The sequence below is a fragment of the Halococcus sp. IIIV-5B genome (assembly GCF_003602035.1).
Lineage (GTDB): Archaea > Halobacteriota > Halobacteria > Halobacteriales > Halococcaceae > Halococcus > Halococcus salsus.
Genome location: NZ_QZWE01000006.1, coordinates 47,833 through 62,255 on the forward strand (window position 1 = coordinate 47,833; position 14,423 = coordinate 62,255).

12 protein-coding genes are annotated in these 14,423 nt (G+C 66.0%); 6 read left to right on the forward strand and 6 right to left on the reverse strand.

Translation table 11 applies throughout. The features are described from left to right. Window positions 1-466: 466 nt before the first annotated feature. Window positions 467-1,432, reverse strand: a complete 966-nt coding sequence (locus D3261_RS06180; RefSeq protein WP_120070337.1) for a transcription initiation factor IIB family protein — start codon at window positions 1,430-1,432, stop codon at window positions 467-469. 183 nt (window positions 1,433-1,615) lie between these two features. On the opposite strand from D3261_RS06180, the gene rnhA reads away from it, so the two are divergent. Both rnhA and D3261_RS06190 read left to right on the forward strand, forming a co-directional pair. Beyond that, on the forward strand, window positions 1,616-2,206 hold the full coding sequence (rnhA, locus tag D3261_RS06185; protein ID WP_120070340.1) for a ribonuclease HI: 591 nt from the start codon (window positions 1,616-1,618) through the stop codon (window positions 2,204-2,206). Next, window positions 2,199-2,753 carry a rnhA operon protein gene (locus tag D3261_RS06190; protein ID WP_120070343.1) on the forward strand — a complete coding sequence of 185 codons (555 nt, stop codon included), beginning with the start codon at window positions 2,199-2,201 and terminating at the stop codon, window positions 2,751-2,753. Before rnhA ends, D3261_RS06190 begins: the two co-directional genes overlap by 8 nt. 18 nt (window positions 2,754-2,771) lie before the next feature. Here D3261_RS06190 and D3261_RS06195 read toward each other — a convergent pair whose 3' ends face one another. Then, window positions 2,772-3,125: a PadR family transcriptional regulator gene (locus D3261_RS06195; protein ID WP_007692983.1), complete on the reverse strand. Its 354-nt coding sequence runs from the start codon at window positions 3,123-3,125 to the stop codon at window positions 2,772-2,774. Between the two features lie 163 nt (window positions 3,126-3,288). On the opposite strand from D3261_RS06195, the gene D3261_RS06200 reads away from it, so the two are divergent. Next, window positions 3,289-3,822 carry an inorganic diphosphatase gene (locus tag D3261_RS06200; RefSeq protein ID WP_120070346.1) on the forward strand — a complete coding sequence of 178 codons (534 nt, stop codon included), beginning with the start codon at window positions 3,289-3,291 and terminating at the stop codon, window positions 3,820-3,822. 90 nt (window positions 3,823-3,912) lie between these two features. Continuing rightward, complete coding sequence (locus D3261_RS06205) at window positions 3,913-5,262, forward strand: alkaline phosphatase family protein (RefSeq protein ID WP_120070349.1); 1,350 nt, start codon at window positions 3,913-3,915, stop codon at window positions 5,260-5,262. 151 nt (window positions 5,263-5,413) lie between these two features. Here D3261_RS06205 and D3261_RS06210 read toward each other — a convergent pair whose 3' ends face one another. From D3261_RS06210 to D3261_RS06225, 4 genes are read right to left on the reverse strand one after another with little or no spacing between them, the layout of a single operon-like run. Beyond that, window positions 5,414-7,411 carry a SpoVR family protein gene (locus D3261_RS06210; RefSeq protein ID WP_120070352.1) on the reverse strand — a complete coding sequence of 666 codons (1,998 nt, stop codon included), beginning with the start codon at window positions 7,409-7,411 and terminating at the stop codon, window positions 5,414-5,416. Next, complete coding sequence (locus tag D3261_RS06215) at window positions 7,404-8,717, reverse strand: YeaH/YhbH family protein (RefSeq protein WP_120070354.1); 1,314 nt, start codon at window positions 8,715-8,717, stop codon at window positions 7,404-7,406. The genes D3261_RS06210 and D3261_RS06215 overlap by 8 nt, the downstream gene beginning before the upstream one ends. Continuing rightward, a complete protein-coding gene (locus tag D3261_RS06220) occupies window positions 8,708-11,002 on the reverse strand; it encodes a PrkA family serine protein kinase (protein ID WP_120070357.1) in 2,295 nt (764 codons plus the stop codon). Before D3261_RS06220 ends, D3261_RS06215 begins: the two co-directional genes overlap by 10 nt. Then, complete coding sequence (locus tag D3261_RS06225; protein WP_120070360.1) at window positions 11,002-13,074, reverse strand: PrkA family serine protein kinase; 2,073 nt, start codon at window positions 13,072-13,074, stop codon at window positions 11,002-11,004. Before D3261_RS06225 ends, D3261_RS06220 begins: the two co-directional genes overlap by 1 nt. Before the next feature lie 329 nt (window positions 13,075-13,403). Here D3261_RS06225 and D3261_RS06230 point away from each other — a divergent pair, with 329 nt between their 5' ends. Next, complete coding sequence (locus D3261_RS06230; protein WP_120070363.1) at window positions 13,404-13,793, forward strand: DUF5820 family protein; 390 nt, start codon at window positions 13,404-13,406, stop codon at window positions 13,791-13,793. 50 nt (window positions 13,794-13,843) lie between these two features. Continuing rightward, complete coding sequence (locus D3261_RS06235; RefSeq protein WP_120070365.1) at window positions 13,844-14,293, forward strand: UPF0179 family protein; 450 nt, start codon at window positions 13,844-13,846, stop codon at window positions 14,291-14,293. Window positions 14,294-14,423 lie beyond the last annotated feature (130 nt).

Genomic DNA, 14,423 nt, shown 5'->3' on the forward strand with positions numbered 1-14,423 from the left:
CCACGAGAACAACACGACGCCACCGACGAGCGCCCCGAAAACGCCGCCGAGCGCGCCCTTCAGTCCGGTCCGGATCGTCGTTCTGTTGTGGGACATGGGTTCGTTTCGTCGGGTCAGCGACCGAGTCGTCTTAGCTTTGGATTGAACCCTCGTGAATTTGAACCCTTGGGCCGGCGCGCGCTCGTCGCCCGTGTGCGAACGATAGTGAGCACCGGGCGCGAACCGGCGTGCGAGGGATGAGCACCGCAGAGAGGGAGCGAAGCGAGCGATCGAGGAGCGCAATCGGCTGGGGAGGCTCGTGGCCGTGGCGGAGCGGTTGGCGGTGTGTAGCTGTTGCGGGAGTGGTTAGTAGTTGTACCGCGAGCGAGCCGACGGTGAGCGAGCGGCCCTTTTTAGTCCAGGTTTTTGCGCGGGGGTTGAGCGCGAGCGGAGCGAGCGCGATGCCCCCGTGGAAAAAAGTGGGTGGTTAGCTGTGGATGCCCATCGCCTCGATCTGTTCTTGGTACCGGTTCCGGATGGTGACCTCGGTCACCTGCGCGACGTCGGCGACCTCGCGCTGGGTCTTCTTCTCGTTACAGAGCAGCGAGGCGGCGTAGATGGCGGCGGCGGCGTAGCCGGTCGGGGACTTCCCCGAGAGCAGGCCCTTCTCGGCGGTGGTCTCGATGATGTCGTTGGCCTTCGACTGGACCTCCTCCGAGAGCGTGAGTTCCGAGCAGAAACGCGGGACGTACTTCTTGGGATCGACGGGTCGCATCTCGAGCGCGAGCTCTTGGGAGACGTAGCGATACGTCCGACCGATCTCCTTGCGTTCGACACGGGAGACCTCGGAGATCTCTTCGAGCGAGCGCGGGATGCCCTCCTTCCGGCAGGCGGCGTAGAGCGCCGAGGTGGCGACGCCCTCGATCGAGCGCCCGCGGATGAGGTCCTCGGCGAGCGAGCGGCGGTAGATCACCGAAGCGACCTCGCGAACGGAGCGGGGAACCCCGAGCGCGGACGCCATCCGGTCGATCTCCGAGAGGGCGAACTGGAGGTTGCGTTCGCCAGCGTCCTTCGTCCGGATCCGTTCCTGCCATTTCCGGAGGCGGTGCATCTGGGAGCGCTTTTTCGAGGAGATCGAACGACCGTAGGCGTCCTTGTCCTTCCAGTCGATGGTCGTCGTCAGCCCCTTGTCGTGCATCGTCTGGGTGGTCGGCGCACCCACGCGGCTCTTCTGCTGGCGCTCGGCGTGGTTGAACGCCCGCCACTCCGGACCGGGGTCGATGTTCTCCTCCTCGACAACGAGTCCACAGTCCTCACAGATGAGCTCGCCCCGGTCCGCGCTCTTGACCAGGTTCTCGGACTCACACTCCGGACACCCCCGCACGCCCTCTCGTTCGTCGTCTTCGGTTTCGGTCTCGGCCTGCCGCTCCCGCTGACGAGTGGACCGTGTCATTGCACTTTTATAGTAGTATCGTGGCAGTTTATAAATCTTGTGCGGGTTCGCGTTCGGCCCGCTTTTCCCGCGCTGTCCGGCGGCTTTGCCGGTGTTCGCCGACCGAACGTCGTCGTTTCGGTCCGGGTCGGCGTCCGGTGACCGACCGGAATCGCTTTGGCCGCGCTGGCTCGACTCGGGGTGATGCCCGTGATGGAGTGCGACACCGAGCACGCCCGCGAGCGCCTCGAAACCGCCGGGATCGCCGTCGAGCCGGGGAACACCGACCACGAGCGCTGGCGAGCCACCCACGAGGGGGCGACCGCGGTGGCCTACGAGGGAAAGCTCGTGATCCAGGGCGCGAACCCGGCGAAACTCGAAGCGATCGTTCGCGAGGCCGGCGGCCGCGCCCACTGTTACTTCGACGGCGCGTCGCGCGGCAACCCCGGTCCCGCGGCGGTCGGCTGGGTGATCGTCGACAGCTCGGGGATCGTCACCGAGGGCAGCGAGCGGATCGGCGAGACCACCAACAATCGTGCCGAGTACGAGGCCCTGCTCCGCGTGCTCGAACTCGCCCGGGAGTACGGCTTCTCGACCGTCGACGTCCGTGGTGACTCACAACTCGTCGTCGAGCAGGTGCGGGGGGCCTGGGATACCAACGACCCCGGGCTCCGCGAGCGCCGCGTTCGGGCGCGCGAACTCCTCGACGGGTTCGACGAGTGGTCGATCGAACACGTCCCGCGCGAGGTCAACGAACGCGCCGACCGGCTGGCGAACGAGGCCTTCGATGGCTGAGCTCCCGACCGAGGTCGCCGACGAAGCCGAACGGCTCACCCGGCTCGCGCGGACGGCGACCGACCCCGACGAGCGCGCCGCCCGCCGCGAGCGCCGCGACGACCGCCTCGCCGAGCACGGGTTCACCGCACGGGTCCGCGAGGACCCCGACGGCGACGTCCTGGTCTGCTATCCGAGCGAGTGGATCGTGGACGGGGAGGTTCGGACCGACCGGATCGAAGACACGGACCGGGCGGTCGAGCGCCGGCTCTCGGGGACCGAGCCGGGCGGGGACTGGGAAGCGCTCGCGACGCACAACAACCGCGTCGCCGAGCGCGTCGCCGACGCCCACGGCCCGGTCCACGGCGCGAACGCACGCGTCTTCGCGGATTTCATGAGCAACCACCGCGCCCGCCGGGTCGGGACGGCGACCGAGGCCGACCGGACGGAGTTCCGAACCGAGTACTTCGTGCGGAACGCGTGGCCCACCGACGACCAGCGGGCGGCGGTCGAGACCTCGCTGTCGCTGGTCGCGGACGTGGCTACCGCTCTCGAAAAGGACGAGTGACCCCGAAGCGGGGTCCGATTACTGGGTCTCGACGAGGTCGCGCACCGTCTCCGCGCGGTCGTCGTCGGTGACGAACTTCGAGAGGGTCCACTCGAGCTTGTCGATGACGGCGTCGTAGCCCTCGTCGGTCAGCTCGTACTGGTTGGTTCGTTTGTCGAGCTCGCTCTTTTCGACCAGCCCGAGCTCGACGAGGTCGTCGAGGTTGGGGTAGAGCCGCCCGTGGTTGACCTCCGAGTCGTAGTAGGATTCGAGCTCGCGTTTGATCGCCAGCCCGTACATCGCGTCGTCCGACAGTATCGCGAGGATGTTCTGTTGGAACGCCGTGAGGTCGCGGGCGACGCTTCGGTCCGTTACCGTTCGTGTCTCTGACATCGGGCCGACAGATGTCATCTAACTATTTAATACTTCCTAACTATATCGGAAAACGGGGAGATCCGACCGGGAACCGAAGCCGTCGCCCGCTCACGAACGCGATACCGTGGAGCAGACGTCCGGATAGAAAATACTTTTTGGCTGCCTTCCGGAGGGGGGGACGATGGTGAACCTCTGGACGGACCTCGAAACCGGCCCGGACGCGCCCGAGACGATCCACGCCGTCGTGGAGTGTCTCAAGGGTGAGCGCAACAAGTACGAGTACGACAAGGAGATCCCCGGGATGGTGCTCGACCGGGTGCTCCACTCGAACGTCCACTACCCACACGACTACGGTTTCATCCCGCAGTGTTACTACGACGACGGCGACCCGTTCGACGTGCTCGTGCTGGTCGAGGACGCGACCTTCCCCGGCTGCGTCATCGAGGTGCGGCCGGTGGCGCTGATGGGGATGGACGACGACGGCGAGCAGGACGACAAGGTCATCGCCGTCCCGGTCGAGGACCCCCGATTCGACCACATCGAGGACCTGGAGGACATCCCCCAGCAGCAACTCGACGAGATCGAGGAGTTCTTCGAGACCTACAAGAACCTCGAAGCGGGCAAGCAGGTCGAGACCCTCGGCTGGGAGGACAAGCAGGCGGCCTACGACGCGATCGAGCACGCCCAAGAGCTCTACGAGGAGCAGTTCGGGTAGTCCTCGGAGCGGTTCTTTTTCCGGCCTCACAGCTCCGAAAACGACGACCGAAAACGAACCATCTTTGTGTCCCTCCGGAGTTAGGCCTCCATGGGACTGTTCGACCGGATCCGCGGCGACGACGACGCCCCACGGGTCGCTTTCTTCGGTATCGACGGCGTTCCGTACAGCCTGATCGAGGACAACCCGGACGTCTTCGAGAACCTCACCGCGATCGCGAACGAGGGGAGTTCGAACGCGATCGAGTCGATCGTGCCGCCCGAGTCCAGCGCGTGCTGGCCCTCGCTCACGACCGGCGTGAACCCGGGCGAGACGGGCGTCTACGGTTTCCAGGACCGCGAGGTCGGCTCGTACGAGACCTACGTCCCGATGGGGCGCGACGTTCAGGCGGACCGCGTCTGGGACCGCGTCGAGGACGCGGGTCGCGACGCCACCGTCATGAACGTCCCCGTGACCTTCCCGCCCCAGCGCGACGTCCAGCGGATGGTCTCGGGCTTCCTCTCGCCGGGCGTCGACGAGGCCGCCTACCCCGACGAGATGCGCAACACCCTCAACAACACCGGCTACCGGATCGACAACAACGCCAAACTCGGTCACGACGACGACAAGACCGAGTTCATCGAGGACGCCCACGACGTGCTCGACGGGCGCTTCGAGGGCTTCAGCCACTACATCGAACAGGACGACTGGGACCTGTTCTTCGGCGTCTTCATGACCACCGACCGCGTCAACCACTTCCTGTTCAAGGACTACGAGCGCGACGGCGAGTACAAGGAGGAGTTCCTCGACTTCTACAAGAAGGTCGACGACTACCTGGGTCGGCTCCGCGAGATGCTCCCCGAGGACGTCACGATGGTCGTGGCTTCCGACCACGGCTTCACCACCCTCGACCACGAGGTCCACTTCAACGCGTGGCTCGAACAGGAGGGATGGCTCTCCTACGAGGACGACGACCACGACAGCCTCGCCGACATCTCCGAAGAGGCCGAGGCCTACGCCTTCATCCCCGGTCGCTTCTACATCAACCTCGAAGGTCGCGAGCCCCGGGGTGGTGTTCCCGAGGACCAGTACGAGGAGAAACGTGCCGAACTCAAGGCGGAACTCGAAGTGCTCGAAGGGCCCGACGGGAAGAAGGTCTGTGAGCGCGTCGTCGAGAAGGAGGAGGCCTTCCGCGGCGACCACGACGACATCGCGCCGGACCTGGTGGCGATCCCGAGCCACGGCTTCGACCTCAAGGCCGGCTTCTCCGGGCACGACTCGGTCTTCGCCACCGGCCCGCGAAACGGGATGCACAGCTTCGACAACACCTCGCTGTTCGTCGACGAACCCGGTGTCTCGATCGGCGACGACACCAACCTCTTCGACATCGCGCCGACGCTGCTCGACTACATGGACGTCGACTACGACCGCGGCGAGTTCGACGGCGCAAGCCTCCGATAAGGTCGCGTTCGGCGTACCACTCGTTCCCGGACAAACGTCCTGTGGGGCACGGCTCGACGTTGCCGTGCTTTCGCCGAACGTGTTCGAGCCGAGCTACCGAGACTGGGTCTGACACCGACTACGGCACCAACGAGTTAGCGTCGAGCGTGGATCAGGCCAACCACTCGTCGGGTTTGGTGTCGTAGTCGACGTCGGTGGCGGCGATGTCCTCGACGGCCTCCCAGGGGAGGTCCTCGACGGAGAAGTCCATCCCGTCGTAGCGGATCAGCTTGCCGCGCTCGGTCGGCTCCGGTTCGCGCTGGCGGCGTTTGGCGACCTCGAGGTCGTGGTCGTCGAGCTCCTTCACGATGGTCTTGAGCTTCACCGGTCGCCCCCAGAGGTCGAACACGCGCTCGACGGTCTGACGCGCCTGTTCGAGGTCGAGCATCACGCCGTTGTAGTGGTGAGCGAGGAGTAACTCGTTGCGGTTGTTGTAGTTGCCGTCGTGAACGGTGACGGTCGGTTTCCCGAAGTTGGTGAACTGGAGTAGGAGCTTCTTCTTCACGTCCTCGTAGTCGGTCGAGGTCGCCCGGTAGTCGCCCGTGGTCCGGGTGAACTCGTAGGTGAAGTAGTCGTTGTCGTCGACGAACTCCTGGGTCAGGAACTCGTCGAGGAACGTCACGTCGTTGTGGCTCTCGCGGATCTCGAACAGCCGGTCCCAACCCGCGGCGTACTCGACGTCCGCGAGCGCCTCGGCGACGCTTGCGTAGCGCGAATCGTCGAAGAGGTAGCGCGAGATCCGTTCGAGCTCCTCCCGGCTCGTCCGCGCGAGGAAGCCCCGGTTCTGGGGTTTGACCAGCGAGTAGTGGCGCTCGGCCATCCCCCGGTAGGTGAACAGCTTCCACGGGTAGCGCTCGACGTCTATCCCACCGGATCTCGCCTCCGCGAGCGCTTCGTCGTCGACCCGCGGGTCGGCAGGGTCGAGCGCGTCGAGGCGGTCCGGGTCGACCGCCGCGACCATCGGGTCGGGTTCGAGGCCGTCCTGAACCGCCGCGAAATCGACGACGTCGTGGAAGTTCCGCCAGGTTATCCCCTCGACCCGCAGCAGGCGTTCGCAGACCTCGCGACGATTGACGGTGTTCTCGATGTACTCCCAGAGCTCCTTGCCGAGCTTGTAGGGGTTGAGCCCCGGTGAGGCGAGCACCCGCGCCTGGTGGTCGGCGTAGCTCAGGAATTCATCAGTTCCGGCGAAGGCCTCCTCGCCCATCATCATCGACTCCCAGTAGGCCGCCCAGCCCTCGTTCATCACCTTCGTCATCCGCTGGGCCGCGAAGTAGTAGGCCTCGCGCCGGAGGAGTTCGAGCACGTCGCGCTGCCAGTCGGTCATCTCGACGGCCTTCCCCGACTCCTCGTCGTAGGCCATCCCGTGTCGCCAGAAGAAGGCCAGCAGGTCCGCCTCGGGTTCGGGCGGTATCGTGGCCGACTCCTCCTCGGCGCGCTGGGCGTCGAGCCACTCGTCGTCGAAGACCTCCTCGACCACCGTCGATTCGAGGTCGAGCTCCGCGAGCTGGTCGGCGATGTCGTCGATCTCGATGTCGGCGGGTTCGTTGGCGCTCGCGCTCGCGAAGGGGCGATGTCGGTCGATGTTGGTGTCGAGACACTGGATGGTGTCGATCCAGCGCTCGACGGCCTCGCGTTCGATCTCGGGGTCGGCCATGTAGCCGGCGATGGTGTCGGCGTGGCGCGCCAGCATCGCCGCGGCGTTCGGGGTCCGCCCACCGCTGAACAGCCCGAACCACTGGTTGTGGGCGAAGAAGTCGGCGTGGGCCTCGACGTGGGTGATCACGGCTTTCTGGTCCGCGAGGGAGTTCGACTCCTGAAGGAAGGCGTGAGCGGGGTCGTCGTTGTTGACGATCTCGAAGGCCTTCCCACCCAGAAACTGGTTCTGCTTTCGCTGGCGGTCGTACTTCATCCCCCAGCGCCAGTGCGGGTAGCGCGTCTGGAAGCCGTCGTAGGCGATGAGCTCGTTCATCTCGTCGTAGTCGACGATCCAGTAGTTGACGGCGTAGGGCCGGAGCCCGAGCTTTCGGGCGAGGTTCGCGGCCTCCGCGACCGGCTCTTCGAGCGATTCGGCGATCCGCCGGGCGGTGATGCGGTCGGTGTTACTCATCGTTCTCGTCCTCGGTGTTCAGGATCGTCTCGATCGCGGCCACCACGTCGTCCGCGCCGTTGACGTAGGCCACCGCGACGTTCCCGGCGTCGCCGAAGTGGCGTTCGACCTCCTCGGCGTGGGTCGCGTTGATCGCGTTGCCCGACGGCTGGGTCTCGACGTAGGCGTGGAGGTTCGCCGGGATCCCCTCCATCAGCGGGATCACGCGTTCCTCGGTGTCGTTGCTCGAGTTCTCCGAGTCACCCGCGGCGAAGACGTACCGGTTCCAGTCGCTCCAGGGGTACTCCTCGTCGAGCACGCTCCCCGCGAGCTCGTAGGCCGAGGAGATCTTGGTGCCGCCGCCGGAGCGGATGCCGAAGAACTCCTCGCGCTCGACTCGCCAGGCCTCGGCGTCGTGGGCGATGTAGACGAACTCCGCGCGGTCGTACTTGCCCGTGAGATACCAGTCGAGCGGGGTGAAGGTCCGCTCGACGAGTTCGCGTTTGCGCTCGCGCATCGAGCCCGAGACGTCGCGGATGTTCACCACGACGACGTTCTTCTCCTGTTCTTCGACCACCTCGGGGTAGCGGTAGCGCTCGTCCTCCCGGCGGAACGGGACGTGGTCGATGCCCTCGCTCCGGATCCGGGCGGCGGTCTTGGTCTCCTCGACGTTCGCCTCCATCTCGTCGATGCTCGCCCACCGCGAGCGCTCGGCGGCCCCGAGCTTGCTGTACTCGTCGTTGAGCCACGCGTGACTCACCGGGAGGTGTCGCTCCCGCGCCCACTGGAAGACCCCCTCCGGGCCCATCCCGTCGACCCGCAGCGCCTCGCGAACGTAGTCGCGGTCGAAGTCCATCGCGAGCTTGCGCTTCAGCCCCTGTTTGAACATCCGCTCGAAGTCGAGGGTGCTGTTCGGACCCGTCCGACTCACGTCGGTGTAGTCGCCCTCGGTCTCCTCGACCACGCGCTTGCCTTTGGGTTCGAGGTCGAGCCCGAGGCGCTCGTCGAGCTCCTGGGCGAACTCCTCGGGGTCCATCTCGTAGTACTCGTGGTCGCCGCCGTTCTCGCCGGGGTCGCCCTCCTCGTCGCCCGGCTGGGGCTCGCCGACGGGCTGACCCGGCTGTGGGGTGTCGCCGTCGCCCTGGCCGACCCCGCCCGCGTCGCGCTGGTCGTACTCGAAGCCGGGGAGGTCGATGATCTTGACCGGGACCCGAACCGAATCCGGGCGGCTCCCGCCGAGGTCGCCGTACTGGATGAACTCCGCGAGGTCCTGACGGCGCTCCTCGCCGACCTCGCGATATCTATCGAGGTCGTCCCTCAGTCCCATCGGTAGCTCACCTGGCCCATGACGTGCCGGCTCGTGAGTTCGGCCGACGCCTCGGTGTAGCCGAACTCCGCGACCATCGTCGCGATGGTTTCGTCCTTGAGACTCGCGGTCTCGGTCCCTAGCGGTGGGTCCTGCCACTGCCGCGGGTCGAAGTCCTCGTAGGTCCGGCGGACGTCCGACCAGTCGTAGCTCCCGAGTACGGCATCTATCACGGGGATCTCGGTGAGCGCGACGTCGCTGGCCCGGAACTCGTCGTCGCGGCTGTGCCAGGCGTGTCTGTTCATCGCGGTGATGATCTTCTCGGTGCGGAACTCCCGGACCGCGGGCGAGGGGTGGTTGCCGTCGTAGCTCTCGGCCCCGAACCGACCGAGGTGTTCGGTCTCGAAGACCTTCATCACCAGCGGGTCCGGCCCGACGACCTCGCCGCGGTCGTTCTCCACGGCGTCGTCGGTGGCCCACGCGTAGACGTGCTCGACGTACTCGGCGACGGTGGCCTCGTCGACCTGTTTGTCGTACATCATCGCGCCGAGCACGTCGTCCTCCTGGCGGTCGAACACCTGGTTCTTCACCGCCACCACCCGGCCCTCGAACTCGCCGCGTTCGGTGGTCGAGAAGACGGGGGCCGTCGCGAGCCCCTCGGCCATCGCGTCGAGCACGTCCTGTGGCATCACGACGTTCTCGACGGGCAGATCGGAATGCTGGCGGTCGCGGTCGGCGTAGAGCAGGTCCGCGATCGTGTCCCGGGTGAAGGTCACGGGGATCCCGCTCTCCCCGTCGGTGCTCCCATCGGGGAACGAGAACGCCTCGCGCTCGACCCGCTCGTCGCCCCGCTGGAGATAGCCCTGGTCGAACAGTAGTGCCTTGTCCACGAGGTCGAGACCGCCGGGGAGGGCCTCGGCGTCCAGCCGGGTGACGACGCTGTAGAGCGCCGCCGCCGCCACCGTGTGGGGTGCGAGTTCGATCTCGGTCGCGGTCCCCCCGGAGCCCTCGCCGACCGACATCGTCACCGCCTCGCGGATCGTCTCGTCGAGTTCCCGTTCGTCGAAGTCCCAGACCGCCGTCTCGTTCGTGAGCTCACGCCGGATGAGCTCGGCTTCGAGCGAGACGTTGGTGAGGTAGTCGAACTCCCGCCTGTCGAGCCGGCGCTTCAGCGCCTTCAGCGGGTCGCCCGCGTTGCGCTCGGCGTGCTGGTTCAGCTGGGCTTCGAGGTCGGGGTTCGAGATGATCACTAACTGTGTATCGATGTCCATCCCGATCCCCTTGTCCAACTTCACGGAGCCCTCGTCCGGCACGTTGAGCAGTTTCCGGAGGAGATCGGCGTGCTGGGCGGCGTCCTCGACGATCGTGAGCAGGCCGTTGCCCTGGCTCAACACCCCGTCGTAGGAGAACGCCTGCGGGTTCTTTCGACCCCTGGAATCGAGCTCGCGCACCATCCCCGCCATCCACGAGCCGACGAGCCGTTCCTTGGGGCTGCCGTCGTCCTCGGAGTGGAGCACGCCGATGCCCTGGCCCACGTCCACCACGTAGTTCTTCACCCGGAGGTGGCGGCGGTCGGTTACGGCCGAGAACAGGTCACGGACCCCTTCGCGGCGGTACTGCTCTTCGAGGTAGTCGTAGGCCTCCCGGCAGAACGGGTCGAGGCGGCCCTCGGCCACGATCGGGATGTGGTCGTCGAGCCGTTCGTTGAGCGCCGCGACGACCTCCGCGCGGACCGCCGCTGGGAACACCGTGAGGGGGCTCGACTGCACGGGACTCTGGTACCAGTCGTCCTCGTCGTCACGGTACTCGTTGCCGTAGGTCAGCCCGCCACCGCCGCCGACGCCCGCGACGTTCCACTCCACGGTGTACCGCCGCCCCGCGTCGGTCTTCGAGAACTCCCGGAGGCCGTTGATCAGACACCGCTTGAGTTCGGACTTGCCCGTGGCCGTGGGGCCCGCGAGCCAGATTATCTTCTCGTCCTTGCCGCGCCGGGCCGCGATCGACCGGAGGTCGTCGACGAACGCGTTGAGCACTTGGGTATTCCCGAGGATCGCGTGTTCGCCGTCGTTGTGCGGGTCGTCGAAGAAGCGGTAGCGCTCGCGCTCCTCGCCCTCCTCGATCACGGTTCGGGTGCCCATCGACTCGATCGCGGTCACGAGGTACTTCGAGGCGTGGGCGGCGATCGCGGGGTCGGCGAGCGCCGCGTCGACGTACGCCGCGAGGCTCATGGGCTCCTCGTAGGTCGCCCGAAGCGCCCGGTCGGCGGCCCCGACGAACGCCTCGCCCGCCGGCTGGCGGTCGCTCATCAGCCCTCCATCTCTGCTTTCGCGACCTCGGCCCCGGCGAACTCGAGCACCTCCTTCGCGCCACCCTCGGAGTAGCCCTGTTCGCGGAGGGCGTCGATCCACGCGCTCCGCTCGTCGTCGTCCAGCTCGCCCGACGACACCAGCGCGGAGAAGTTGATGTTGTGTTTCTTGTCCTCCCAGAGCTTGCGTTCGAGCGCGCGCCGGAGGCGGTCGTTGTCCTGGGGATTGAACGTATCGCCCTCGCGCGCCCGCCGCGAGACCCAGTTCGAGACCTCCTGGCGGAAGTCGTCCTTTCGATCCTCTGGGAGGTCGAGTTTCTCCTCGACGGAGCGAAGGAACGTCTCGTCGGGGCCCTGTTCGCGCCCGGTGAGTTCGTCCTCCACCGTGTCGTCGTCGATGTAGGCCATGACGTGGTCCATGTACTTCTCGCCCTGGCGCTGGATCTCGTCGAGGTCGTAGGCCAGCGCGTGTCGGACGTCCTCGATCGCGCGTTCGCGGTACTCCTCGCGAACGAGTTCGAGGTAGCGGTAGTAGGTCTCGAAGAGGTCCTCGGCGATCGAGCCGTGGTTCTCGAGGTTCCCCTCCAGATGGTTGAACGTCGTCAGCGCCGAGAGGAACTCTCTACTACGATGCATCGAGTCCATGATGGCCTCGGCGATCTCGTCGCCGATGAACCGCGGCGAGACCCCCTCCATCCCTTCACCGATCTCGGCGGTCCCCGCGGCCTCCTCCCGGAGCTTCTTGACGTCGATGTCCTCCGACTCGTCGATCTCGCCGTTGTAGGCCTTCGCCTTCTGGAGGACGTCGATCGTTCCCGAGTCGGGTTCCTCGATCCGGGTGAGTACCCCGAACAGCCCCGCCATCTCGAGGGTGTGGGGCTCGACGTGGACGTCGGGGACGTCGGCGTTCTGGAGCATCTTGCGGTAGATGTTGGCCTCCTCCTCGTACTGGAGCACGTAGGGGAAGTCGATCCGCTTCGTGCGGTCGTTGAACGCCTCCATCTTCTCGTCGCCCTTCTTCTCCTTGTACTCGGGCATGTTGGTCCGCCCCACGATCACCTGGTCGATGTCCATCCGGGGGTTGTTCTTCGGCTTGATGGTCATCTCCTGGGTCGCGTGGAGGAAGTCGTAGAGGAACTCCCGCTGGAGTTTCAGGAGCTCCTCGCCCGAGAAGATACCACGGTTCGCGTTACAGAACGCCCCCGAGTAATCGAAGGCGCGGGGGTCCGATTCGCCGTAGACGGCGATCTTCGAGTAGTTGACGTCGCCGGTGAGCTCGGTCTCGTCCTGGTTCTTCTTGTCCTTCGGCTCGAAGGTCTCGACCGCCTGCCGTTTGTTCTCGTCGGCGGTCAGACGGATGATCTCGATGTGGTTCTCGAGCACCTGCTGGAGGTCGTCGTCGTAGTAGGCCAACAACCTATCCATGTAGAACTCGCTGGCGGGGTCGAGCGCCTGCTCGTTCTCGATCGTGTAGGGTGCGTCGAGCCGTTCGTTCAGCTCCGCTATCACCCGGTTTCGCTGGTCGAGCGGCAGGAGTACCAACGGATCCTGGTTCATCGGGCTCCGGACCACGTCGTCGGCGGGGTCCTGGTCGGCGATCACGTCACACAGGTTGGTCCACCGGAAGGTGTACATCCGGCCCTCCTCGCGGAGGGTGTAATCCTCGAAGTAGCGCCGGACCTGCCGGTCGAAGTCGGATTTCCCCGACCCCACTGGTCCAAGAAGGAGCTTGATCCGGCGTTCGGGGCCCAGTCCGCGGGCCCCGGATTTCGCCTTGTTGACGAACTCGTGGATCGATTCGTGGATCTCGCGACCGAAGAAGGTGTTCTCGCCTCCGCTCAACGGGTCCTCGGTGGCGAGGTGGTACTCGACGATCCCGGTGTCCTCGTCGTACTCGGTGCCGTAGAAATCGAACATGTCCGCGACGCGCTGGTGGGCGTTGCGCGCGATACGCGGTTCGTCGCGGACCGCGTCGAGATACCACTGGAAGGTCTGGGTCGTCCGGAGGTCGGTCGGTATCGATGCCCGGTACTCCTCACTGAGTGCTTCGAGCGTGTTTGTTTCGCCTGACATTGTTTTATCGGTTCGATCGGGGGATCGGTCGACGCCCACCGGTCGCTTCCGAGGGCGGCCGATCTACTGTTGTGTGCTTACACGTGTCATTCAGCACGGCCGGCGATGCACTCCGTGACTGGTTTCGGGGACCACCGTGGAGCGCCTCGGGACGGCGTAGCATGGTAGAGGAACCCACCAATACTACTAAAAGGGAGTGGTTTGAGACATATAACTGTTTTCCCAATTCGGTCGTGGACGGCTTTTCTTCGACCGAAACCGTCGAAAATTCCAGGGGTCGTGGTTCCCACGACCGGGAACGACTTGCCGGGTCGTCACCGAACGACGGCATGGGCGACTTCGATACACTCTCCGAGGACTGGGTGGTTTGGAACGAGGCCGACGACCGGTGCGTGCTGGTCTATCGGCCCGACGTGTTCGACACGAACGCCTTCGACGCCGCGTGTCTCCCGACGATCTACCTCACGCGCGGTCGGCGGTCACGCCGCCCGGGTCGGCAGCGGGCTCCCGGCACCGCGAACACGTGGTACGTCACGCTCTTCCTCGAACCCGAGGTCGAGCGCGAGGCCGAGACCTACGACGGCCGGCCCGAGGCCGTGGCGGGTGCGGTGGCGCTCGCCGAGCGTTTCACCGCCGGCGAGGTCGACTATCGCGACCTCTATCAGGTCCCGCGCGAGGCGTACCTCGAAAAGCTCGACGAACTCACCGATAACGAGTAGCCGCACCGCCCAAGCCGTATTCTTATTCGGACCCGGCACATACCGCCGGTATGTCACAGATCACCCTCATCGGCACCCGTCTCGCGGAACCCGGAACGGAGTTCGTCTATCGCGGCGAGGCCAGCGCGTGCGAGGGCTGTCCCTATCGCGAGCAGTGTCTCAACCTCTCGACGGGGACGAAGTACCGCGTCACGAGCGTGCGCGAGAACGCCCAGACCCTCGAATGCGGTGTGCACGACACCGGCGTGCGCGCCGTCGAGGTCGAACCCGCCTCCGTGATGGCGAACGTCTCGCCCAAGAGCGCCTACGCCGGGAGCAAGGCTCACCTCGAAGGACCGTGCCCGCACACCGGCTGTCCGAGCCACCCGTACTGCGAGCCCGCGGGTGCGGAGTTCGAGACCGAGTACCGTATCCAGGAGGTCATCGGCGACCCGCCCCACGACTACTGCCACCTCGACCGCGAGCTCGCGCTGGTGGAGTTCGCCCCACCCACGGGATGAGCCGGGACGGTGACGTCGTCGAGGCACCGCTCAGCGGCAAGCGGGTTCCGGTTCGTGGACCGGCCCGACAACCCGGACCACGGCCCCTGCCCTTCGAAATGTGATTTGCACCCGATGGCCACGGACCGAT

Excerpts from the sequence above, each read along its gene's own strand:
- D3261_RS06180 (WP_120070337.1), bottom strand. The coding sequence starts at position 1,432 with ATGACACGGTCCACTCGTCAGCGGGAGCGGCAGGCCGAGACCGAAACC.
- rnhA (WP_120070340.1), top strand. The coding sequence starts at position 1,616 with ATGCCCGTGATGGAGTGCGACACCGAGCACGCCCGCGAGCGCCTCGAA.
- D3261_RS06190 (WP_120070343.1), top strand. The coding sequence starts at position 2,199 with ATGGCTGAGCTCCCGACCGAGGTCGCCGACGAAGCCGAACGGCTCACC.
- D3261_RS06195 (WP_007692983.1), bottom strand. The coding sequence starts at position 3,125 with ATGTCAGAGACACGAACGGTAACGGACCGAAGCGTCGCCCGCGACCTC.
- D3261_RS06200 (WP_120070346.1), top strand. The coding sequence starts at position 3,289 with ATGGTGAACCTCTGGACGGACCTCGAAACCGGCCCGGACGCGCCCGAG.
- D3261_RS06205 (WP_120070349.1), top strand. The coding sequence starts at position 3,913 with ATGGGACTGTTCGACCGGATCCGCGGCGACGACGACGCCCCACGGGTC.
- D3261_RS06210 (WP_120070352.1), bottom strand. The coding sequence starts at position 7,411 with ATGAGTAACACCGACCGCATCACCGCCCGGCGGATCGCCGAATCGCTC.
- D3261_RS06215 (WP_120070354.1), bottom strand. The coding sequence starts at position 8,717 with ATGGGACTGAGGGACGACCTCGATAGATATCGCGAGGTCGGCGAGGAG.
- D3261_RS06220 (WP_120070357.1), bottom strand. The coding sequence starts at position 11,002 with ATGAGCGACCGCCAGCCGGCGGGCGAGGCGTTCGTCGGGGCCGCCGAC.
- D3261_RS06225 (WP_120070360.1), bottom strand. The coding sequence starts at position 13,074 with ATGTCAGGCGAAACAAACACGCTCGAAGCACTCAGTGAGGAGTACCGG.
- D3261_RS06230 (WP_120070363.1), top strand. The coding sequence starts at position 13,404 with ATGGGCGACTTCGATACACTCTCCGAGGACTGGGTGGTTTGGAACGAG.
- D3261_RS06235 (WP_120070365.1), top strand. The coding sequence starts at position 13,844 with ATGTCACAGATCACCCTCATCGGCACCCGTCTCGCGGAACCCGGAACG.